This is a genomic window from Planctomicrobium mucosum (assembly GCF_051466335.1).
Taxonomy (GTDB): Bacteria; Planctomycetota; Planctomycetia; order Planctomycetales; family Planctomycetaceae; genus Planctomicrobium.
The window spans coordinates 3,494,425-3,517,560 of the sequence record NZ_CP195793.1 but is presented as its reverse complement, the minus strand read 5'-3'; the positions used below and the strand labels follow the sequence as shown (position 1 = coordinate 3,517,560).

Here is a 23,136-nt window from a genome sequence, read left to right as displayed (position 1 = left end):
AATCGCATCCAGTTCGACTTCAGACACGGACGTTTATTGCTGAGGTTCAGTATCCGTCGCAGGAAGTAGCGTGCCACCACTTCGTTTTACATAGTCTTCCCACCGCTGAATTGCCGCTCTTCTCTCGGCAATCGGCGCCATGGGCATGTAATCATAGGTCTTACCGACGACCCGGGAGACAAATTCAAAGGCAAGTTGTCGAATTGCGATGTGTTCGTCTGACATCCAGTCAATCAGTTGCCGGGAAACTGCAGGATCGTGCGCATCAGAGTCTGGGAATCCCCACAACATTTTCTCGAGCGTCCCAATCGATTCTTCCCGGAATCCTCGTTTGAGTTCCTCATTGAGCAACGCAGGATGATCTGGACTCATGATCAACCATTGTCTCACCCCTTCAATCGCGGCCAGACGTGATTCCTGATGCTCCGATTTCAATGCCGGCACGGTGAAGTGGTATTCGTCGATGATCGCCATTGTTTTCACTGCGAGTTCTGAAATTCCAGCTCGTTTGTCCAGAGTGACTGGCCCAATGCATTGAACGATAGTGCGTCCGGGGAGGAATTCTTTCTGATACAGCTTCGCCAACTGCTTCATCGCAGGAGTTACAATGCTTGAAACCGGCATTGCCCAACTAGGCAGACTCTGATCCGTTCCGACCACCAACTGAGTGCCGGCAGCGGGCCAACGTGCATACCCTTCACTCGGGGTCAGTTCGATTGGTTCGCCACCTTCTCCCGTCACTCGAACACGTCCTGACAGAACGACAAGTCCACCGTCAACTGAATACGTGGTGTTTGGACCTGGCTGCCCTTTGGGGATCGGCAAGGTAACCTGTGAAGCGATCTCAGTTTCTGGATCCAGAAACTCGATTACCCAGTCTCGCTGCGCTACGTTCAAATTCACTGCGATCGGTTCATTTTCCGTGATAGGTCTCTTAATCGTGATATGCCCACGATTCAGTGCGAGTCCTAAAATCGTCTTTTCCAATCGCGGAGTTCGCAACACGCGCGCTCCCGAAGAGAGTGAAATTTCGACGCGACCATCGATTTCGAACAATCCCTGAAACGGAGCAGGAATCGCAAATTCATCGCCGACACCCACAGCCGAATCGATTCCGCCGGAATGCAATAACCAATCGACGGAGCCAGCATCACGCTGAATCGTCACATCGTCCCCCTCCTGATATCGAAAGTCGAACTCAGGGAATCGTTCTCCTTCAACGACTTGAGGCTTGGCCGGGGCGGGCATTTCGGGCTCTGTTTCTTCCGGGGGAAGCGGCATTTCGCCAACCGAGGAAAGATCTTCCTCAGTCTCTTCCCCATCCTCCATTAAGCCCATTTCTGTGTCCAAAACCGATTCGGTAGGAAGACCTGAATCATCGATCGGAACAGTATCCACAACCTGAACTGCGGGGGGACCGGGCACTGGATTTTTTTCAGGTTCCGGTAGTGCGTTCGCTTCTTCCTTGGAGTCATCAATTTGTGCAACCGGTCGATTCGCTTGCGATCTGGTCCAAAGGCTCTTGTCAGTTGCGAGGAGCGTCGCCCATGCCAATCCAATAAGGGCGACAACTGTGATCGCACCATACTTCTGAGGAAAGCTGGAACGGCGAGTCAAATACTCCGGCAGGCGGCTTTCACTCTCAGTCCGGACGGCAGACATTCCCTCTGCCATCGGGGCGGGAATATCTCCGCTGGAAGGCGTATCGCCCGGCGTTTTGTGAGTACCGAGGGCGTACATGCGGTCCTTCATGCTGTCCGAAACGTCGATCGGCTGACTCATCACCAGGCTGAGGATTTTGTGACAGGCAGCGACCTCCGCCAGATGCAAATCTGACGATTGGCACAGTCTTTCCAATTCCACGACCTGCGAGGGTGACAGCACGTTTTCGAAATAATCCGAAACGATGTTCGGATCCGGGCCCGAACCTGGACCTGCCAGTTCAGGAGCACCGATTCGACGACGGCGAATCACATCTTTCAATCGATTCATCAGCGCCACAGCGTCGGGACTCTCAGCAATTTTCTCCCCGATCTCTCGGGCTTGAGCGGGCTCAAGGACATCGTCGAGATATGCCAGAATGGTTCTCAATGTCAGCCGCATATCGCACCCTCGTGAGTCATTACTCAAGAATTTGAAAGTGTTTTTTTGTTCGGGAAATGCACAGGCTCGGTTCGACATGAAGTCGCACAGGAACTCTCGCACTCAAATTAGTGCTGAATCAAAAGCGGATCCGTACACAAATAGTTCACGATTCACGTACGAATCAAAAAAAACAACTTCCGACCTCGGAAATCTCCCGAGAGACAGCTCAATGATTGAATGAGTGTTGCATTATTTTCCATCAATGCGGGCGATCCTTCAATAAAACGAAAGCCATCGTACAAAAAAGCAACGCTCCGAATTCTAGTGGATGTATGAATTTATAGACGTAGTGCATCAATCAAATTCACAAATGCTATTTTGAACAAATGCTCAACAAACCAAATCGCCGAACGCCGCTTATTAACGCAACGCAGACGTTCGTGACATTGTGTGCCGTGATTGGCGTCCTCTGGTTGTTGATGCATTCAACGGGAAGGCTCCACGTCTATCTGGAAGTATCCATCATTGCTGTGCTGGGGATCGGCCTGATCGTTCTCACGATCCGAAATCGTGACTTGGCGAAAGCAGAGGTGATTCCGAAGTACTTTCAATCACCTCTCGATGATCTGAACGTCGCCATCCTGATTTTGGATTATCGCGGTCAAATCACCTTCACGAATCAGGCATTTATTGAATTGTCTGGGGTCGACAGGGCAGATCTTCTCGGGCAAAAAATCAAGCTTCTCCCCTGGAAATGGAAAGACCTCGAAAGTACGAGTTCTGAACTTTCACTCATTGAAGCGGTCAAAGAATGTGAATCTCGATGCGGGCACCTGGTTGGCCCGCCGAATACTCAGGATCGCATTCTGGTCATGAAGGGGAGTGCCATCTCTGAAGAATCAGAAACACCGCGGGGTGCGATGATCATTTTTGAGGATGTGACCAAATTTCAGAGAAAGCAGATGGAACTCTCGAACCTGCTCGAATCGGTGAGGCAGTCGGGAAACCACATTCGCCAGCAAAACGCCAAACTCGAACTGCTGGCAAACCGGGACCAACTGACCGGAGCGTACAATCGTCGGCACGGAATGGAATTGTTAGAACGATTATGGAGTGACGCCCGAAGATTCCGCCATAACCTGATTTGCATCCTCGTCAATCTTGACCGATTTCGAGAAGTCAACGATCAGCTGGGACATGAAACGGCTGACACCATTCTTAAAAGAATCGGAGAACTTCTTCTAGAAAGCGTTGCAGAGGACGCAGTTGTCAGTCGAAACGGAGGAAAAGAGTTTCTGGTCATCCTGCCGAAAACCTCCTTCGAAGACGGCCTGAAGTTCTGTGAGGATCTCCGCAAGCAGATCACTCGAGTCACCCCTTCGGCGTCCAGGGTGACAGTCAGTATGGGGATGTCTTCTCTGTCAGAATTTTCAGAGTCGGCCCAGGCGCTTCTTGCGCATGCGGATAACTACTTGCAGACGGCGAAATCACGCGGGCGCAACCAGTTCGTCTACCGCATCGAGGATACGGACAATTTAGATCTGGATGAAAGCTCCCTGTCGTCCCGAATCGATCAGGTTTCAAGTATCCCGTTTCCAGCAGTGACAGCGCTCATCTCCGCTTTGTCTTTCCGCGATTTCGCCACCGCTGCGCATTGCCGCCGCGTCGCCGATTTGTGCGTGAATTTTGGCCAACCAATACTCTCGCAGTCGAACTGCTATGTGCTGGAGATGGCGGCCCTCCTTCACGACATCGGGAAGATCGGCATTCCAGACTCGACTCTGCAAAAAGCAGACAAATTGACAACAGAGGACTGGGATACACTTCGGTCCTGTGAACGCATCAGCGTGGAAATCATTCGAACTTCGTTCGCAACACCAGAGCTGACTGAAATTGTCGAGAATGCAATTCGTCCGTTTTCCGCCACCATCGAATCTGGGATTCAGATTCCGCTCGGAGCGCGCATTCTTGCGGTTGCGGATGCCTATGACTCCATGGTCAATCACAAGATCTATCGCAGTGCGATGTCCCATCAGCAAGCCGTTGCTGAGTTACAGCGGTGTGCTGGAGAACAATTCGATCCGGAAATCGTCGAGCAGTTTGTTGAGTTCATGACATCTCAACCACAAACTCCGATTCCGCATTTGCAAGTCCCTTTAGAAGCAGCCCTCGCGTTCGGAATCGAATTGGAACGACTTGCCGAAGCTGTCGATCTACAGGACGTCGAAGAACTCAAGCTCATCGCAGGTCAGATTTGCAATACTGCCAATCGCGTCGGGGCAATTGAGATTAGCGCGAAGGCGATGGAACTCGAACAGATCGCAATCACAGGACGCGATATCCTGGGCTGCTTGTGTTGTGCGAATGAGTTGCTGACCTACTGTCGGGCCACTCAGGCTGCCTTCCTGAACACGAAGATCGACAGCATCCGCTCACTACGGCCCGCCTCATCGTGGAACTAGTCCCTGTCTCAGTTGTGTGTGTCGGCGAATGGCGGCAAAAACTCGTTTAAGCGCTCCGTTTATCGTCGCCGGAACGCCACACTCTCGTGAGAGGCACTCTAACGGCGACCGGGCTGATTGAAACTTCGAATCAGTCTCCGGCCGGCCGATCTCAATTCACGCCAAAACTCCCGGCTCTCTATTTCCCCTTGCGTCGTGAGGAGTTTTTCTTGCGAGGCTTTTGTCGCTTCCCTTTTGATGATTGATCTGTCGATCGAACTGAGTTGATTCGCTGCTTGCGCGATGAACTGGATTTTGGCGCGGGCCTCTTCTCATCTGCTCCTTTTGCCAGCTTCAGATTCAACTCGCGACGATTCACATCGACGCTGATCACTTCCACTCGGACCCGATCACCGAGTTGGTACATCACACCACTTTTAGAAACCAGCGCCATCTGTGGGCGATCAAAGTCAAAGTAGTCCGACCGCGAGAGTGTTCCGATATGCACCAGACCTTCCGCTGGAATCTCGACTCCACGGCAGAAGAATCCGTATCGATCGACACCGGTGATGATCGCATCCATTTCCTCGCCGATACGGCTTTCCATGTAGGTGAGCAACTTGATTTTGACCAGCTCACGTTCGGCTCGTTCCGCGCGCCGCTCGGTCGTTGAGCAGTGTCGACCCATCCGCAGTTGCTCTTCCATCCCCTGTCCGAACGCGTTCTTCTTGTTTTCGAGCAGTCCCAGCAACATGCGGTGAATCAGTAAGTCCGGATAGCGCCGGATCGGGCTGGTGAAGTGGCAATAGTGTTCCTCAGCAAGCGCATAATGCCCGTCAGCAAGCGGGGAATAGGTTGCCTGCTTCAAACTCCGCAGTACTGCGTAACTGATGGCATGTTCTTTCGGTGTTCCTTTTACCTTTTTTAGCAGCTTCTGCAGGTCGCTTCGGCTTTGAACCTGCTTCATCGGGAATCCCAGCCCTTCGACGAACTCCCCTAACGCAGTCATTTTCTGGAGGCTCGGATCAGGGTGAACGCGTCGCATAAACGGCAACCCTCGACGGTCGAGTTCTTGTGCCACCGCTACATTGGCTGCCAACATGAATTCCTCGATCATCTGATGGCTTTCATCATGATCGGTCTCGTGTGCACCAATCACTTTCCCATCCTGATCAAAGTCCAGCTTCACCTCCGGCATGTCGAGTTCAAGAGCGGTCTGTGCGAAACGCCTTTCGCGCAGGAGCATGGCCAGTTCGTGCATATTGCCGAGAAGCGTCAGAATTTCGGGCGACAGCTTTTGAGCTTCATCAGGAGCTGTGTTATTGACTAATGGCATTACCTCCTCGTATGCGAACCTGTGCTTCGCTCGAATCGCGGATCGGGCAAAACGTGAGGAGACAGGGATTCCGTCAGGGCTGAACTCTATGAATGCTGATACCGTGAAGCGAACTCGTTCCGCCTGCAATGATGCGAGTCCGTTGGAGATGATCTCCGGGAGCATCGGGATCACTTTTGTCGGCAGGTAAACGCTGTTTCCTCGGAGCTGGGCTTCACGGTCCAATTCCGTTCCTGGCTGCACAAAGTGCGAGACATCTGCGATGTGGACGCCCAGATGCCAATGCCCATTTTCCCAACGCTCAAGGGAAATCGCATCGTCAAAGTCACGAGCGTCGACGGGGTCGATCGTCACGATGAGTGTCTCAGTGAGATCCTCGCGATCGGTAAGATCGTTCTCCTGATAGGTTTCTGCTTGCAAACGGGCTTCTTCCAGGACGATTTCCGGAAATTCGTCCGGGATCGCGAACTCGTGGATCACGAGTTGTGTGTCGACCCCAGGGACACCACGTGGCCCCAGCACCTTGGTTAGAACTCCTTCGCCAATCACATCGGCGGAAGGAAATCGAAGCATCTCGACAACAACCTTATCTCCCTCGATTGCTCCCTTGGCTCCGGGATCACCAACCCAGATAGGCGCCCCGTAGTTCTTCCCGTCGATTTGGACCCAGGCTTTGTCGTCTTCCTCGAAATAGGTTCCGACAAAGACATTTGTTGCTCGTTGAACAATGTCAACGACTTCAGCACAGCGGTGACCTTGGCTCGTCACTCTTTTTCGCAGTCTGACAAGAACTTCATCGCCATTTTGCGAATCCAGACAGTCAGCCGCGTCGACGAAAAGGTCTCCTTCGACTCCAGCGGGGCGAGGTTCATGGAGAATGACAAAAGCATCGCCGCTGGCGATTTTGCGAAGAATTCCGCTGTACGTATTCGCCGCCAGACGGGGAACGATCCGGCCGGACTCTAAAATCCGGATGTCTCCGCTTGATCGAGCCTCTTCAAGCGCTGCTTCAAAGGCAGCCATCTTCTTTTTGGTCACCCCGATTTTCTTCGCCAACAACTTCGGCTTGAGAGCTTTGTAGCCGGGACGACTCAGGAACTGAGTGATGAGTTGGCGAATACGAGACATTATCTCTCCGTCGAGCGATGATAAAATGAGAGGGATCTGGGGACTAGAAAGATAGCTGGGGTGATCAACAGTCTATCAAACTCGCGAGCAAGACGCATAAAAGAAAAACGCGGCGCGAGCCACCAGAGAGCTTTGTTCAATAAGACGATCTACAAAATGGAACAAGCGTCCCAGAGACCATCTTTGGGACGCTTGCATTACCACCACGGAAGCGGGCAGATTCCGTAATAGCGAGAGTTGGTAGTTGCAACCCTCATGCCAAGAGTGATTTTTCGGTGATTTGAAGGGGATTACGCCATCAGAATTCGAACTTGCTCTTTTTCACTGCAGGGGATGTGGGGAAAAACGATCCATCGAAATCGAGCAAAGCCTGATGCATCAAATGAAAAAACCACTCTGTGCGGACAGGGTGGTTTTCTTGTAGCAAGCCTGGAGGTCACCCAATGACGGGCCGATTGAGACGGGCGTCTACTGCCGGACTCCCGCAGAGCGAATCGGCCTCGCGTTGTAAAAACCCACTGCTTTTACTGGCGGAAGAAGTCGCTTGGCCCACGGAGGGTGTAGTATGGGTAGACCACCGCGCCACCTAAACCACCCGTAGGACCGGATGGTGGGTAAACCAGATCGTTCGGGACCTGATAAGCGTAGCTGAATTTGTCGTGACCATAGCCATTACGGCAACCGCGTTGCCCCGGTGGGCAGTTTTCGCCGTAACCCTGATAGGCGCCGCTGGTGTGAAATCCGCCACCCTGAGCGTTTGGCGGACAGTTTTGGCCGTAGCTGCTTGCTGGTCCACCAGCCAGGCGATCGTTGTAGTGGTACGTCGTTGTGTTGTGATGCTCGTGGTAAATGTCCTGAGCCTCATCCGCCGCAGAGCGAATCGGTGTGTGGTAAAGGGTGCGAGTATTCGGGCTTGCTGGCACAGACGGACTCTGTCCCCGAACGACTGGCGCATTGAATGTCTGGCATCCAGTCATCGCGGTCGCTGCAAGAATCCCCACCAACATCATTTGATGGCTAAAACGCTTCATGAATCCGTTCCCAATTTTGATCCGCATTGAGGCATTATGCGATCTGGCAGTTCCGCTGAATGCGGACAAATCGCAGAGGCCTTGCTACGCACCCACTACCTGCGGATGCCCCCGCATTCGTTATCGACATTTCCAGTGGGAAAATGCGAAGAATCCGATGGAAACGTAAACTCAATTTGCTCGGTTCGGTGGGCAGATCTTGCAGACTCGGAATATCCGGAATAAAATGTGTGCACGGCGTTTCTTCTGCAGGTTCTCTTGGTTACCAAGAATACGTTGGCGATCACCTTTTTTGACGCGAGACAGGCGGAATCTGCTGGTTGAACGAATGGTGAGGCGTCTTTTTTAACTCCGCCTGCCGAATTCCAGTTCTTCTTGTATACTTGGGTGCATGAACAGTTCATGAGAGAAGCATGAAATGCTCTCATGAGAGAATTCTGCGCTCATGACGATATCAATCATTCACGACAAGGGAGTGTGCGTGTGTTTGTGGCAGCTTCAACCCGATGCTTCGCAGAACTTGAGTTCTGGCAAGCTCTCGACCAGATCCGCGATCTGGAATTTGACCGCGTTGAAGTTTGGCTGGATGAAAATGGGGCCCTGAAGCCTTCTAAGATTGTTGCAGATCCTGACGATTTCATTCGGCGACTCCGCGAGCAGGCACGTCTTTCTCCAATTGCATTCACGTTCGCCCACGATGTCGACTCCGCCACTTTCGCCGCAATGTGCAAAGTCGCGAAGACTCTTCGCATCACCCAATTCGTTGTTCCAGCTTCACCACTTGGAACTCCATTCAATCTTGAAATCGACCGGCTTCGCGCGCTTGTCGTGACCGCATCCGCCGATGGAATTCGCATTGCGGTTCGCACTGAAGCAGGTCGCGTGACCGGTGACGCTTACACTGCTGTCGAATTGTGTCAGGCAGTTGATCGCCTCGGGATTTCGTTCGACCCGAGTTATTTTCTCGATCCGAAAAACTCTGATGCCATTATAGAAATGGTGTCACCGTACACATTGCACACGCATTTGCGGGATTCCACTCTGCAGCAAGTTCAGGTTCAAGTCGGACTGGGGGAGATTGACTACAGTGGCTTGGTCGACCAGCTTTCCCGTCAGCACTACACTCGCGCTCTGGCCGTCGAAATTCTCCCGGAGAAGATGGAATTGCAGCATCGCCCGCTCGAAATGAGAAAACTACGAATGCTTCTCGAATCGCTCCTTTAAAATAGACGAAGCAAATCGAATCTCGTTCGTTTGAATTTCCTCAAGACCGACTGTTCAGCAGTAGGTCTTTTTTATTGCGCAAGTTGCTCTTGGAAAAGACGACACGTTTGCAAGTGTTGCGTTCTGCTGCAATTTTATGAATAGTGGCCCCTGCGTACTTCATTCAAATTGCCACAGGTCTCATGGGCCGCGAGGGGGCGAGAGATTCGCAAACAATTCGAGTGATAGAGATTGAACTCCTCGAATTCGAAGAATATGTTGTCAAATATCTGTCGAGGTTAATGGATTGTTAACAACATACTTGAGATGGGTTTAATTGACTTTAGTATTAGAAAATGGGATCGAATCAATTTGGAGATTGAAGGGATTCCGCCACTCTCTTTCAAAAAAGAGTTGCATGGTTTTTGGTGGTCAATTCTATTTTGCAGTGAGAGATGATTTAGGCTTAACAAGCCGGTAACTTTCGTTAAAACGAATCGCTTTTCGCCGAGTTTGCTTGATGCTGGGACTGAATTCGAATTTGATGTGAGACGTCTCAGCTCATCTCTAAGGTGGACGCAATTCGTGTCATTAAAGACTTTCTGAATGACGCAATCAGTTTGAATTTACAGTTTATTGCTTGTGTTAAAGGGTGTGCTCGCCAGTTGGAAGCTGCTTCAATTGGAGGGTGAAGACGCCAAAAAATTGATTTCAGGTTCAGCGGGTTAAGAGTCCGGGAAATCAATTTTGTGGAAGTTGCAGCAGGGCCAGTGGACATCAGTTACGCGACATTATTTGTTGCGGTCTAGTTGAGTGCCGGAAAAACTGAAATCGCGTTCACGGTGACGCACAGTTGTACGGTTCACCACACGACGGATTCCTGCATTTTGAACCGACCACTAAAAATTGCACTTTTGATTGAGACGTCGAGGGAGTACGGACGCGGATTGCTGCGCGGGGTTATGCAGTACGAACGCGAACACGGCCCTTGGACGATCTTTTTCGAAACACGTGGCCTCTTCGATGCGCCACCCTCCTGGCTCGCAACTTGGGACGGGCATGGAATTCTCGCTCGAGTTTCCACTCCGGAAATTGCGGATTCGATTCGCGCATCCGGAATTCCGACCATTGATCTGAGCGGCTCGGAATACAGTACTGACCATCCTTCCGTCATCACTTCCAATCGCGGAATGGTGAAGCTTGGATTTGATCATCTCTGGAATCAGGGCTACAGAAATTTTGCGTTCTGTGCACTTCCACGCGGGATGTTTAACTGGTCCGACTATCGCGTGCAGATCATGGCGGAGTTTGCCCAGGCTGCAAACTGTTCGTTCTCGTACTATCAGCCAAATGTTCCGATTGACGGGCAACTGAAGTGGGATCGCGATGAAGAGCAGATTGCGGAATGGCTGTTGAGCTTGCCTAAGCCAGTGGGGCTTCTGGCGACCAACGATGAACGTGCCTTACATGTGCTCGAAGCCGCCCGGCGGCTCTCCCTGAAAGTTCCCGAAGCAGTGGGAATCATGGGGATCGACAATGACGAGCTGCTGTGCAATTTGGCAAACCCAACTCTTTCGAGCGTAAATTGTGGTGTCGAGCGGGTTGGGTACCGGGCTGCGGTCGAAATGGAACGGATCTTGTCAGGACATCCTCCGATTGTCGGCAAGACCGAGATTCCACCAATGGGAGTCGTTGAAAGACAATCCACGAATCTCTTGATGTTTGATGACGAAGAGATGCAGAAGTTGGTGCGCGAACTCAGAGCCAACGCTTGCGACGGTCTTCGAGTCGATCAACTTCTGAAGCAGAGCTCACTCTCTGAAAGCACGCTACAGCGGCGTTTCCGAAGTTTGGTCGGACGATCAATGAAAGAAGAGATCACCCGCATCCGGATGGATCGTGCGCGTCAACTGCTTGCCCATACGGATCTCCCCATCAGTGAGATCGCCTCACGCTGTGGATTCAACGAACCCAAGCAGCTCAGTACGGTCTTCCACAAGAAGACTGGGGTCACGCCTCAGGCCTATCGAAAAGAGAACCGCATTGCCAAGTTCGGCGGCCTTTAACATGCACAGCGGCTTCGGCCACGCATTGCCTCGTGCTCCATCAGCGAGCAAAATAGCCGAAGGTGCGTCGCGTGTTGTAAGTGTCAGGTTTCGGCGTTCGCCCTCAGTGGTCGTGGCAACCTGGAGTGGATACCACTATTTTTTGCCGAGCGCTCGTTGCTGAGCAAAAAATCGCTGCAGGATCGCACGACAATCGGGTTGCATGACCCCTCCAATCACGTTGCAGCGATGATTCAGTCGAGGATCATTCGTAATCTCGTAGAGCGTATGACACGCTCCCCCCTTGGGGTCTGTTGTTCCATAGACGAGGTTGGGAATTCGCGCCTGAACAATGCCGCCTGCGCACATTGGACATGGTTCGAGTGTGACATACAACGTGCAGTCCAGTAGTCGCCACGAATTCAGAGCTGCCGCAGCCTGTGTCATTGCAATCATCTCTGCATGTGCGGTCGGATCCTTCAGTGTCTCCCTCTGGTTGTATCCTTCGCCGATGATCTGCTCGTTGTGAACAATAATCGCTCCGATAGGGACTTCATCCTGATCGAACGCCTGAATTGCTCGATCAAGTGCTTGCTGCATCCAGTATTGATGTCGGTCGATATCAAGCAAATTCGGTTCATCCATGAAATCAATTCACTCCGATCTTCCCGATGCTCACTGACCGAGAGAAGTCTCCAGCTCTCTGCGGCTGGTAAATCCTGAACAATCACTTCAGAATATGGCCCAGGCAAGGGGGACTCAACTCCTCCGTGGCGGCATCTTTAGGAATCAGGAGCAGAGAACTGTGATCTGGGAACGAATGATCGGGCATCGCCCCCAGATTGATCTGTTCAAACGTGCCATTGAGCGCGGGCGGCTCGCGCATGGGTATCTGTTCGCGGGGCCTCGCGGTATCGGCAAACAGCTATTCGCTCGACTACTCGCTCAGTGCCTGTTTTGTGAACGGGTTCCAGATGCAGAGCTTGATGCGTGCGGTGATTGCCCAAGCTGTCGACAAATGCAGGCGGATAACCACCCCGACTTTTTGTCCATTGGTCTCCCTGAGGGGAAGAAAAGCCTGCCGATCAGCTTGTTGGTTGGTGACGACAAAATGCGAGGGCGCAGCGGACTCTGCTACGAGATCGCCATGGCTCCAATGACGGCGAGCCGCCGAATTGCGGTCATCAACGATGCGGAGTCGATGCAGGAAGAAGCAGCGAATTCGCTGCTAAAGACGCTCGAAGAGCCCCCGCAAGGGGCCATCATGATCCTGCTGACGCCTGATACGGAGATCATTCTCCCGACGATCCGCTCACGCTGTCAGCCTGTTCGTTTTTCACAGCTGAGCGACTCTCAAATGCTGTCTCTTCTGGAAGTTCAGTCTCCCGGAGTCGAGGGACTCGATGAGATTGTTTCGCTCGCTGAGGGAAGTCTGGAAACTGCCCGTCAGCTGCTGGAACCGGGGGTGAAGGACCTTTGGAAGGCAGTTGATTCCAATTTGAAGGGGAAGTCCATCGACAGTATGCGAGCTGTCAAACAGGTGACAGCTGCTCTTGAAGCACTTCCTGGGGATTCCGCCTCACAACGCGAATATATGCAATGGGTCGTGAAATTCTCGATCGAATCGTTTCGCAAACAGCTGGCGAAGACGGAAAATGGTGACGAACTTGATCGACTCGGCTCCCTGCTGGAGCGATGTTTTGATGCGGAGTCGCATCTGCGTCAAACGATGCCAATTCCTCTCTGTCTGGAGGCGTTGTTCACAGAACTTGGTCGCAGATCCCGCAATCAACCTGGCGTTTAGTCCCTGACTCAGGGAAAAGTGCGGGCGAACGCTGGTGAAAGCTCGTTCAATCGCAGCTTGTATCGCCGCAAGAACGCCACACACCCGCGAGTTACGATCTGGTTCTCAGACTTTCTGAACCTGAGTGCTTCCAGAGTGTCAGGTTCGAATCCGCGTCATTTTTGGCTTCTGCAATCGCTCATGTTCCAATATTATCAGGCCCACTTTTGTCGTTTGTCTTGCCTGGAATGATTTCGTCATGGACCTCTCAGACACAGCTGCTTCAGATCACAATAAACGCGACTTTATGCGAGAAATCGTGGCGCAGGATGTCGCTGCCGGTGTCAGTCAGGGTCGAGTCCAGACTCGCTTTCCGCCTGAACCGAACGGGTATTTGCATATTGGACATGCAAAGTCGATTTGTCTGAATTTCGGAATCGCTCAAGAGTTCGGTGGGCGATGCAATCTGCGTTTCGATGATACGAATCCAACGAAGGAAGATGTCGAGTACGTTGAATCGATTATGAACGACGTCCGCTGGCTCGGGTTCCAGTGGGATGAGCTTCATTACGCATCGGATTACTTCGAGCAACTCTATGACTGGGCCTGCGACCTGATCCGAAAGGGGCTGGGCTACGTTGACAGCCAGAATTCCGAAGAAATTCGCAGCACTCGCGGAACTGCGACGGTGCCCGGAACGAACAGTCCCTACCGCGACCGTTCCGTCGAAGAAAATTTGGACCTCTTTGCTCGGATGCGAGCGGGGGAGTTTCAGGATGGAGAGCATGTCCTTCGTGCGAAGATCGACATGTCTTCCCCACATCTGATTTTTCGCGATCCGCTGATGTACCGAATCCGCCACGCCGAACATCATCGGACAGGCAATGATTGGTGCATTTACCCGATGTACGACTACGCACACGGTCAAAGTGATTCCATCGAGCAGATCACCCATTCGATCTGTACGCTGGAGTTCGAAACTCATAAACCACTTTACGAGTGGTTCATTCAGAAATTGGAGATTCATCCCTCGAAGCAGTACGAGTTTGCCCGGCTCAATCTGACTCACACGGTGATGAGCAAACGCAAGTTGCTGGAGCTTGTCGAAGATGGACTCGTCGACGACTGGGACGACCCCCGCATGCCGACAATTAGCGGGTTGCGACGCCGTGGTTACACTCCAGAGGCCATTCGTCATTTCTGTCACGAAATTGGAATTACACGTAACTCCGGTTTGACGGACATGGTTGTTCTGGAAAACGCTCTACGGGATACATTGAATCCAATCGCGTTCCGAAGACTCGCAGTGCTTGAACCACTCAAAGTCGTCATTACCAACTTCCCAGAAGGGGAATCAGAAATCCTCACTGCGGTGAATCTTCAGGATGATGAGTCCGCAGGGAGCAGGGAACTTCCATTCACTCGGGAAATCTACATTGAGCGAGAAGATTTCATGGAAGAACCTCCAAAGAAGTTCTTCCGTCTTGCGCCGGGGCAGGAAGTTCGCCTCCGCTGGGCCTACTTCATTAAATGCAATGAAGTGATCAAGGATGCTGACGGGAACATCACAGAACTTCGCTGCACCTATGATCCAGAAACAAAAGGGGGAAGTGCTCCAGACGGCCGCAAGGTCAAAGGGACGATCCACTGGGTCAGCGCGACGAATGCGGTCGATGCCGAGGTTCGGCTTTACGACCATCTTTTGAAAGTTGCAGACCCTTCAGAGATTCCAGAGGGGCTCGACTGGAAAACGTCGCTCAATGAAGAATCGCTGCAGATTCTCCACGGTTGTAAGCTGGAGCCAGCCCTTGCAGAGTGCATTCCGGGAACTCCAGTCCAGTTTGAGCGAAAGGGATACTTCGTGGTCGACTCGAAGGATTCCCAACCAGATCGACTCGTATTCAATCGAACTGTGACATTAAAAGACAATTGGGCGAAAACTCAAGTTAAGTAGTTCCGCCCCGTCTAATCTGCGTTGCTCCCCTGTGGTTTTCATCGTGAAGTCACTGGGGAGTTCTTGTTTGAGTGGATGGAGACACGTTTATTGTGCTTGGGATATCAGTGTTGCGTTAACAGATCCAGCAGAGAGTTCAGAGGTTAGGATCTGTGGTGCAAAGTGGAGAAATCAAAGTGGAGTTGCCACGCGACTTCCGTATTTCCTGCGTCGTGAGAAAGTTAATTCAACGGTTAACGATGCGAGTCGAGAGGCGAATCTCTTTCTTAAAACGGCATCGTGATTGCTCTTACGTCTGGAATAGAAGCTGAACGGATCCAACAGGGATGGGCGGTTGCGACAGGATTGCTAATGATTGAAGTTCTACGCATGGGAGTCATCCAGTTTCACCCCTGCTATACAGGCGCCTGATCAATTAAGAGAGGATCGAGACGATGAGTGACAACTGGGGGCGATGTCTAGCCTGCCGCTGGTGGTGTGTCGAACCAGACGCGATTGTCACCGTGGAGACACGCGGGACCTGCACTGAAGAGACAGTCTCCGCGGTTCGGTTAAGTGTGACAGGAAAGTGCGGGTGTCGGAATTTCGTTCTTGGCGCATCGACCGAATCACGAGGGGCGGGCCATCAGCCCCCTCTCATTCAGTCGGAACGAAATTCTTCATCCACAGTTTTTGCGTCGACGAATTGAATTAGGGAGTGAGAAGGTAAGGCGAGAGCAGCGTGCACAGTCGGGGGCCGATGCAATGAAATTCGCTTAACAGAACTCAAGTACGGGTCGCTGCCCAACGCAAACCCTCATGACAAATAGAAACATTCTGATCAGTGACAGTTGATTTCTTCTCGACGCGCTGCCGTGAATGTGAGAGATTGCAGTTGACGATGCTTCTTGGAATTTTTCGGTTCCAGTCGAGGCGTAAGTGTGAATCTCATCACTGCTGAAATTGGAGATTCTTCTACCGGCAGCCACGCTGCCGCCGGTTTTGACGCGAGAGGTGTCAAAACACAATGGCGGCCCTTTCTGATCCTAAACCTCTCATATCTCGTCTGCGCCGCACTGATCTCTTCGTGCTTGATGATATCCCTGAATCCCAAGATCTCATCTCTCGAATCTGTTGATTCAGGTCGCCGGAGTCGGTGGACCTGTGATCGACGCTTCGCTGAATTTCCACTCGCGATCTGCGAACAATCGATTTTCTCACATAGCAACTCTGGAGCGAACGATGATCTCTCACCCTGTTGATGAGTTTCGCAATGTTGTTCTGGTTGGTCATGGTTCAACTGGGAAAACGTCATTAGCTGAGTTGATGCTCTACAAATCCGGAGCGAGCCGCAGAATGGGATCGATCGATCAGGGAACCAGCCTCCTCGACACAGATCAGGACGAGAAACAGCTTCGACATTCTGTGACCTCTCACGTTTGCCATTTCGAGCATCAGGGGGCTCGAATCAACCTGATCGATGCCCCAGGAATGCCGGATTTTGTGGGGCAGGTCATTGGAGCCTACCGTGCTGCTGAAACGGTGATTATCACGATCAATGCTCCCCACGGCATCGAAGCAAACACCCGAAAATCGTTTCAACATGCTGGAAATCAGGGACTCGCACGTTTCATTGTGCTGAACAAGTGCGACAGCGAAAACGTCGACCTGCCAGTCTTGATGAACCTCATTCGCAACCAATTCGGGTCAGCATGTGTCCCTGTGACGGTTCCGCTTGGGACCGGAGCTGGAATTCACGGTGTCGTGAACACGGTTCATCTGCCTGAAAGTCTCCCAGAGGACGCTGCGCTGAATGTCAGCGAAGCAAATCGCCGGCTGATTGAGGCTGCTGTTGAGTCCGATTCCGCCTTGATGGAACGGTATTTTAATGGAGAAGTGATTTCTGGAGTTGAACTGGATCAAGCGATTCGTAACGCGATCGTGAATGGGACGCTCATTCCAGTGTTCTGTACGACTGTGAAGTCTGATATCGGTGTCAACGAACTCATGGATGCGCTGGCCCTGTACGCACCTTCGCCCGTACAGCTTCCTCGCCATGTTCTCGAGAACGGTCATGAAGTTTCACTCCGACCAGATTCACATGGACCACTCGTCGCTCAGGTGATCAAGACAAGAATCGATCCGTTTGTTTCAAAAATCAGCTACCTGCGAATTTACTCCGGCACGCTCAAAAAGGAATCGCAAGTGCATCTCGTGGGAACCGACCGTAGCGTCCGGATTCACCAACTCGTCGATGTCCAAGGGGGCCAACATGATGGAATTGATGAAGCGATTGCGGGGAATGTGGTCGCAGTGACCCGCGTTGACGATCTGCAAACCGGCGACGTGATTTCGGATGGATCGGATGAACTGACGCTGCCTCCCATCTTGTTCCCACGGCCAATGATCGGACTGGCCGTCGAGCCGAAAAGTCGTGCTGATCAGGCAAAGATCTCAGCGGCCCTGCACAAGATTGAAGAAGAAGATCCGACTTTCAAGGTTCATCGTGAAGAGCAGACACATGAAATGGTGATCGAAGGGATGAGCGAGTTGCACCTGAAGATGGTGCAGAATCGTCTTCAGCATCGGGATAAGGTTGAGGTGAATACACACCCGCCACGAATTCCCTATCGTGAAACGGTCAATGGGACTGCCGAGGGGGCGTATCGGCATAAGAAGCAGTCAGGCGGTTCCGGGCAATTCGCAGAAGTTCATCTCAGGATTTCTCCCTGCCCGCCAGGCATTGATCCTGCTTCGTACTTTGTGAGAGAAAACTTCGAAGGCCTGCGGAGCTATCACTACGATCCCTCCTTAAACTTCGGTTTTATCGATCGAGTCAATGGTGGAACGGTTCCGAATCAGTTCATCCCGGCTGTGGAAAACGGTGTCAAAGACCGAATGTTCCAAGGAATTATGGCGGGATGCCAAGTTCAGGATCTGGTCGTCGAGTTGTTCTACGGGAAAGACCACCCGGTCGATAGCAACGAAGCAGCGTTTCGGACTGCCGGTTCCCAGTGTCTCAAGGAGCTCTTCCATCAGGCGCAGCCCACCTTGCTTGAGCCAGTCATGCAGGTGGAAATTACAGTTCCCACATCGAACATCGGCGACATCACCAGCGACCTGAACTCGCGCAGAGGGCATCTGCAGGGGATGGAAGATGTCCCTGGCGGCTACACGATGGTCCGGTGCATCGTCCCACTCGCAGAAATGTTGAGCTATGCACGAACGCTGCCGTCGTTAAGCGGCGGGCAGGGATCTTTCACGATGGAATTTGAACGCTATGAGATGGTTCCTCCCAGCTTGCAGCAAAAACTGATGTCGTCGTATCAGAGAACCGGGAACGGATCGGCCAACTGAATTTGTCACTGATTCTTCGGTGAAGGCAGTGAATGCTATTTCGACCGAGGAAGTTGTGCTCTCTTGCATGGCTATTCGACAGTGACACTTTTTGCGAGATTTCTCGGTTTATCGACGTTGAGCCCGCGTGCGAGCGCTGCGTGGTAGGCCAGCAATTGCAACGGGATTGAAGAAAGCATCGGGGAGAGCAGGGGGATCGTCTTTGGCACCTCGATGACCTCTTTTGCCAATCGCCGAAGTTCAGGATCACATTGATTGACGACGGCGATTACCTCCCCCCCACGGCTGCGTACTTCCTGAATGTTCGACAGGATTTTCTGATAGGTGACGTCCTGCGTCGCGATGACGACGACCGGCATTTGTTCATCGATCATCGCGATAGGACCATGTTTCATCTCTGCTGCAGGAAGGCCCTCTGCGTGAATGTAACTCACTTCCTTCAGCTTTAGGGCCCCTTCAAGGGCAGTCGGATAGTTGATCCCGCGTCCGAGATAAAGCCAATTTTGACGGTCGGCAAAGCGGAGTGCGATCTGCCGAATCTGATCCTCTTGCAGAAGTATTTCAGAGATCTGATCAGGAATCGCTTCCATCGCTGACAGATAGGCCGAGAGTGCATCCATCGACAAGTGTTTGCGACGCCCAAGGTAGGCAGCGACCATGGCCAGTACCGTAATCTGTCCAAGAAATGCCTTGGTGCTCGCGACTCCGATTTCAGGCCCAACATGCAGATAGACTCCACCGTCCGTCTCGCGAGCGATTGAAGATCCGACGGAATTCACGATCCCGAGCGTCAGAGCGCCACGTGTGCGAACCTCATGTAATGCAGCGAGTGTGTCCGCCGTCTCACCTGATTGAGAAATGGCGATTGCCAGAGTCCCCTCTTCGATGATGGGGTTCCGGTAACGGAGTTCGCTGGAATATTGCACGTCTGTCGGCAAACCCGCAAGCTCTTCAATCAGGTACTCACCGATCAGGCCGGCATGCCAGGCACTCCCGCATCCGAACAGCAAAACACGTTTCACCTGACTGAGCTGCCGTTCCAGCGAAGCGAGGCCTCCCAAAATGACGGATGGCTTTCGGGAATCAATTCGTCCCAGCATGGCTGTTTTTACGCTGACTGGCTGGTCATGAATTTCCTTCAGCATGAAATGTGGGAACTCTCCCAGTTCAATTCGTTCCAGCTGCTGGTCAATCGTTTCCATTTGCGGCGTCACCGGAATGGAATGAATCGTCGTCATGGCGATCCCATTGTCCGTGAGCACTCCCATCTCACCATCTTTCAGGAAGATAGCCTGAGAAGCACGTCCAGCGAGAACAGCTGGATCTGAAGCGACGAGATACTCCCCGTTCTTGACGACACCCACAATCAGTGGACTTCCATTCCGGGCGACAATGATTGTGCGTGGCGCGTCAACGCACATCACTGCCACACCAAATGTCCCTTCGATTCGCTGCAGTGCCGATCGGACACTCGCCTCAAAATCACCGGACTTGGAATAATCCTGTCCAATCAATTGGGCGAGGACTTCGGTGTCAGTCTCGCTTGAAAATTTGACCCCTTGTTCAACGAGCAGTTGGCGGATCGCTGCCTGATTTTCAATGACACCGTTATGAACGACAGCAATCCGGTGGCGCTGATCTCGCTGTGGATGGGCGTTTTCAACAGACGGCTTTCCGTGGGTTGCCCACCGGGTATGTGCGATCCCGACAGTCCCTTTCGGGCGAAGACTCTTGACCTCGTTTTCGAGCACGGAAACCTGCCCGACAGTCCGTATCGTGTTGAGTTCCTGGTCCTGCCAAACAGTCAGGCCAGCGGAATCGTAACCTCGATACTCGACCTGCTTCAGGCCGTTTAAGAGAATTGGTACTGCGTCTGCCTGGCCGAGGTAACCGACGATCCCACACATAGCAATCCCATCGATCAGAATGACGCTTAAATACGGACCGCCCCCGATTTTCGGAGGCAGCGACTGCCATCAGGAGCAACTGGACGTTCCAGCACGAAGATTTACAGCGCCAGAACGCCATGCTCCAACGGGATTCCGATTAGCGACCGAACTGCGTATCACGATAGTAGTCAGCTGTCCGCTGCAGTCCCTCTTTCAACGCAACCTGAGGTTCCCAGTTTAAGATTGTACGCGCCTTCGTGATGTCCGGACATCGCCTTTTGGGGTCATCCGCGGGAAGGGGGCGTCGAATGAGCTTTGACTTGGCATTCGTGACTTCTATAACAGCCTCAGCTAGTTCGATCATTGTGTTTTCGACTGGGTTTCCAAGATTCACCGGGCCGACTTCGTCGTCCTGTTCCATCATACGAATGAAGCCTTCGATGAGATCATCCACGTAGCAGAACGAGCGGGTTTGTTCCCCATCACCGTAGATGGTCAGATCTTCCCCGCGCAATGCCTGCATCAGAAAGTTGGACACTACACGACCATCATTGGGGTCCATTCTCGGTCCGTAGGTGTTGAAGATCCGCACGATGCGAACATCGACTGCGTGAGCGAGGTGGTAGTTCATGCAGAGCGACTCAGCGACACGTTTCCCTTCGTCGTAGCAACTGCGAGGGCCGAGCGGATTGACGTGCCCCCAGTAGCTTTCGGGCTGCGGATGAACTTCCGGATCCCCGTACACCTCTGAAGTCGATGTATGAAGGATGCGGGCGCGACACCGTTTCGCCAAACCCAGCATGTTGACCATTCCGACTGTCGACGTCTTGATTGTCTTGATCGGGTTGTGCTGGTACGCAACAGGGGAGGCAGGGCAGGCGAGATTGTAGATGAGGTCGGCTTCGACAACGAGCGGATACACAATATCGTGCCGGATCACTTCGAAGTGGGAGTTCCCTTGGAGGTGACGAATGTTCTCCTTGCGACCAGAAAAAAAGTTATCGACGCAGATGACGTCATGGCCGTCATTCAGGAGTCGTTCGCACAGATGACTTCCCAGAAAACCAGCTCCGCCGGTAACTAACACAGATGCCATCGTTACTGCTCCCAATTGACCAAATGCCACCCGAACACTTCAGCGTCGTCGAGGACGTGGTTAAGTGTCCGACTCGCGTGACTCACAAATCCACAGCATTGTGACTGATTTCGCGACAGACTGCATCTTCCGTGCGGGAAATTGAATCACAGGGATTGCAAACTGTCATTACGTCTCGCTTTTGACTCCCTTGGCGATGGGAAATGCGTCGCTGCATTGGGCTGCTTGTGGTTCGAAACGAATACATCAAGAGTGATGAATTCACTGCCTGTTTCGTGCGCAATAAAATGGGCCATAAATTGCAGTTATAGTCACATGTTTGCGTCTTGATTTGTGGATGTTTGACGGGTGATGAGTGTGTTTAAATTCACTTATATGAGCAAAAAACGGGCAGATGTTTGCGTATTTCGAGTCAAGCTTGAGAGTGAAACGTACTGAACTGTTTTGGCAAATTTCGAGTAGTCAATTCTCCAATTCGTCATGTAAGTGCATTGACATGCAAATTTGTCATCAATAGATTCAAGATTGTCAACTTTATGATATCCCCGGTGGCGAACAGCATCGTTTCGCACATATCAGACCTCCGTCAGCAGGCCACTGCACAAGAAGACTCCAGTCGCCAATCAACTGGCTTGAGTCTTCCCATGTTGACTCACGTATCGCACGAAGATGTTCTGCTTTTTGAAGGTTTTCTTGGCTTCAAAAATACTCAACAAAAGGACAGGTCATGACTTATGGTAAATGTGGTTTTCACGCCATTGGCTCTTCCCGAGGTTCTTCTCGGCGCGGTTTTACCCTCATCGAACTACTCGTCGTGATTGCAATCATTGCCGTTTTGATTGCTCTCCTGCTGCCAGCCGTTCAACAGGCCCGAGAGGCTGCTCGCCGGTCTCAATGCAAGAACAATCTCAAACAGATCGGGCTCGCTCTTCATAATTACCACGACACCGCGAACAGCTTCCCGATTGGATCTCGTGCAGGTTCAGTTGTCGCTGAAAACCTCACCGGCACAAACTGGCGTACTTCCATTCTTCCAGGTCTCGAACAGTCCGCTGTCTTTAACAAGCTGAACTTCAATGGAGCCGGATTCAGTGCAAGCCCTGAAGGGCCGCTGAGCGGTGGGAATGAAGTGCTGGCAAACTACGTCGTGCCGGTATTCGTCTGCCCATCCAGCTCAATCGATCCGCTCATTAACGCCGACAGCACGCTCAACGAATCTCCAAATCGAACGCAAATGCACCATTACGTTGGTGTTGCAGGTGCCTACGAAGACCCCGCTCTCCGCAACGATGCCTGCAAAACAACTCTGCGAGGAGTGGCCTGTCAGTCGGGACTTCTCGCTCCTGCGATTATCAAGAGAATGAGAGACGCGACAGATGGAACTTCCAACACGCTGGTCGTCGCTGAGCAGTCAGGGCGGGTTGGTGTGAAGGTGATTGCAGCGAACTACGGAGGAGGATGGACAGGCCAACTCGCCCGCTACCCAGTTCGCGACATCACAAACTCGGGAGATAACTACTACTACACGGGGTTGACCACCGTACGATGGCAGATTAACTCCAACGAGATCAGTCTTGGCGGAGCAACTGAACCATACGAAAACAACACGATCATCAATTCGTACCACGTTGGCGGAATTCACGGACTTCTTGGCGATGGTTCCGTTCGATTCCTGTCTCAGAATATGAGCATGGCAACTCTCCGGTCGATTTGCTCATCGGATGACGGAGTCGTCGTCGGCGAGTTCTAGGGAGCGACAGCGATTTGTACCGGGTATCACCGAGGGACGCATTTTTAGACGCAACCCAT

13 protein-coding genes are annotated in these 23,136 nt (G+C 52.2%); 7 read left to right on the top strand and 6 right to left on the bottom strand.

Features of this window, described 5'->3' with window-relative positions:
* Positions 1 to 33: 33 nt before the first annotated feature.
* Positions 34 to 2,103, bottom strand: a complete 2,070-nt coding sequence (locus SH668x_RS13920) for a hypothetical protein (protein WP_437185671.1) — start codon at positions 2,101 to 2,103, stop codon at positions 34 to 36.
* A gap of 368 nt (positions 2,104 to 2,471) precedes the next feature.
* Here SH668x_RS13920 and SH668x_RS13915 point away from each other — a divergent pair, with 368 nt between their 5' ends.
* On the top strand, positions 2,472 to 4,547 hold the full coding sequence (locus SH668x_RS13915; protein ID WP_437185670.1) for a diguanylate cyclase: 2,076 nt from the start codon (positions 2,472 to 2,474) through the stop codon (positions 4,545 to 4,547).
* Positions 4,548 to 4,725: 178 nt separating this feature from the next.
* On the opposite strand, the gene rnr is transcribed toward SH668x_RS13915, so the two are convergent.
* Positions 4,726 to 6,990, bottom strand: coding sequence for a ribonuclease R (gene rnr / locus SH668x_RS13910; RefSeq protein ID WP_437185669.1), 2,265 nt, complete (start codon positions 6,988 to 6,990; stop codon positions 4,726 to 4,728).
* Positions 6,991 to 7,514: 524 nt separating this feature from the next.
* A complete protein-coding gene (locus SH668x_RS13905; protein ID WP_437185668.1) occupies positions 7,515 to 8,021 on the bottom strand; it encodes a hypothetical protein in 507 nt (168 codons plus the stop codon).
* 426 nt (positions 8,022 to 8,447) lie between these two features.
* On the opposite strand from SH668x_RS13905, the gene SH668x_RS13900 reads away from it, so the two are divergent.
* A complete protein-coding gene (locus SH668x_RS13900; protein WP_437185667.1) occupies positions 8,448 to 9,245 on the top strand; it encodes a sugar phosphate isomerase/epimerase family protein in 798 nt (265 codons plus the stop codon).
* An 866-nt stretch (positions 9,246 to 10,111) separates the two neighbouring features.
* Positions 10,112 to 11,290, top strand: a complete 1,179-nt coding sequence (locus SH668x_RS13895; RefSeq protein ID WP_437185666.1) for a XylR family transcriptional regulator — start codon at positions 10,112 to 10,114, stop codon at positions 11,288 to 11,290.
* Positions 11,291 to 11,425: 135 nt separating this feature from the next.
* Here SH668x_RS13895 and tadA read toward each other — a convergent pair whose 3' ends face one another.
* Positions 11,426 to 11,914, bottom strand: coding sequence for a tRNA adenosine(34) deaminase TadA (gene tadA, locus SH668x_RS13890; protein ID WP_437185665.1), 489 nt, complete (start codon positions 11,912 to 11,914; stop codon positions 11,426 to 11,428).
* Between the two features lie 160 nt (positions 11,915 to 12,074).
* On the opposite strand from tadA, the gene holB reads away from it, so the two are divergent.
* From holB to SH668x_RS13875, 3 genes are all read left to right on the top strand, one after another.
* Entirely contained in the window at positions 12,075 to 13,073 is a 999-nt protein-coding gene (gene holB, locus SH668x_RS13885; protein ID WP_437185664.1) for a DNA polymerase III subunit delta', read from the top strand.
* Between the two features lie 238 nt (positions 13,074 to 13,311).
* Positions 13,312 to 15,006: a glutamine--tRNA ligase/YqeY domain fusion protein gene (locus SH668x_RS13880; RefSeq protein ID WP_437185663.1), complete on the top strand. Its 1,695-nt coding sequence runs from the start codon at positions 13,312 to 13,314 to the stop codon at positions 15,004 to 15,006.
* A gap of 1,221 nt (positions 15,007 to 16,227) precedes the next feature.
* Positions 16,228 to 18,342, top strand: coding sequence for an elongation factor G (locus tag SH668x_RS13875; RefSeq protein WP_437185662.1), 2,115 nt, complete (start codon positions 16,228 to 16,230; stop codon positions 18,340 to 18,342).
* Between the two features lie 71 nt (positions 18,343 to 18,413).
* Here the strand turns inward: SH668x_RS13875 and glmS are convergent, their stop codons facing one another.
* Together glmS and SH668x_RS13865 are read right to left on the bottom strand one after the other, a co-directional pair.
* Positions 18,414 to 20,249, bottom strand: coding sequence for a glutamine--fructose-6-phosphate transaminase (isomerizing) (glmS, locus tag SH668x_RS13870; protein ID WP_437185661.1), 1,836 nt, complete (start codon positions 20,247 to 20,249; stop codon positions 18,414 to 18,416).
* Between the two features lie 139 nt (positions 20,250 to 20,388).
* Positions 20,389 to 21,327 carry a UDP-glucuronic acid decarboxylase family protein gene (locus tag SH668x_RS13865; protein WP_437185660.1) on the bottom strand — a complete coding sequence of 313 codons (939 nt, stop codon included), beginning with the start codon at positions 21,325 to 21,327 and terminating at the stop codon, positions 20,389 to 20,391.
* 727 nt (positions 21,328 to 22,054) lie between these two features.
* Here SH668x_RS13865 and SH668x_RS13860 point away from each other — a divergent pair.
* Positions 22,055 to 23,077 (top strand): DUF1559 family PulG-like putative transporter, encoded by a 1,023-nt coding sequence (locus SH668x_RS13860; RefSeq protein WP_437185659.1) that lies wholly within the window; start codon positions 22,055 to 22,057, stop codon positions 23,075 to 23,077.
* Positions 23,078 to 23,136: the final 59 nt, after the last annotated feature.

Excerpts from the sequence above, each read along its gene's own strand:
- SH668x_RS13920 (WP_437185671.1), bottom strand. The coding sequence starts at position 2,103 with ATGCGGCTGACATTGAGAACCATTCTGGCATATCTCGACGATGTCCTT.
- SH668x_RS13915 (WP_437185670.1), top strand. The coding sequence starts at position 2,472 with ATGCTCAACAAACCAAATCGCCGAACGCCGCTTATTAACGCAACGCAG.
- rnr (WP_437185669.1), bottom strand. The coding sequence starts at position 6,990 with ATGTCTCGTATTCGCCAACTCATCACTCAGTTCCTGAGTCGTCCCGGC.
- SH668x_RS13905 (WP_437185668.1), bottom strand. The coding sequence starts at position 8,021 with ATGAAGCGTTTTAGCCATCAAATGATGTTGGTGGGGATTCTTGCAGCG.
- SH668x_RS13900 (WP_437185667.1), top strand. The coding sequence starts at position 8,448 with ATGAGAGAATTCTGCGCTCATGACGATATCAATCATTCACGACAAGGG.
- tadA (WP_437185665.1), bottom strand. The coding sequence starts at position 11,914 with ATGGATGAACCGAATTTGCTTGATATCGACCGACATCAATACTGGATG.
- SH668x_RS13880 (WP_437185663.1), top strand. The coding sequence starts at position 13,312 with ATGGACCTCTCAGACACAGCTGCTTCAGATCACAATAAACGCGACTTT.
- SH668x_RS13875 (WP_437185662.1), top strand. The coding sequence starts at position 16,228 with ATGATCTCTCACCCTGTTGATGAGTTTCGCAATGTTGTTCTGGTTGGT.
- glmS (WP_437185661.1), bottom strand. The coding sequence starts at position 20,249 with ATGTGTGGGATCGTCGGTTACCTCGGCCAGGCAGACGCAGTACCAATT.
- SH668x_RS13865 (WP_437185660.1), bottom strand. The coding sequence starts at position 21,327 with ATGGCATCTGTGTTAGTTACCGGCGGAGCTGGTTTTCTGGGAAGTCAT.
- SH668x_RS13860 (WP_437185659.1), top strand. The coding sequence starts at position 22,055 with ATGACTTATGGTAAATGTGGTTTTCACGCCATTGGCTCTTCCCGAGGT.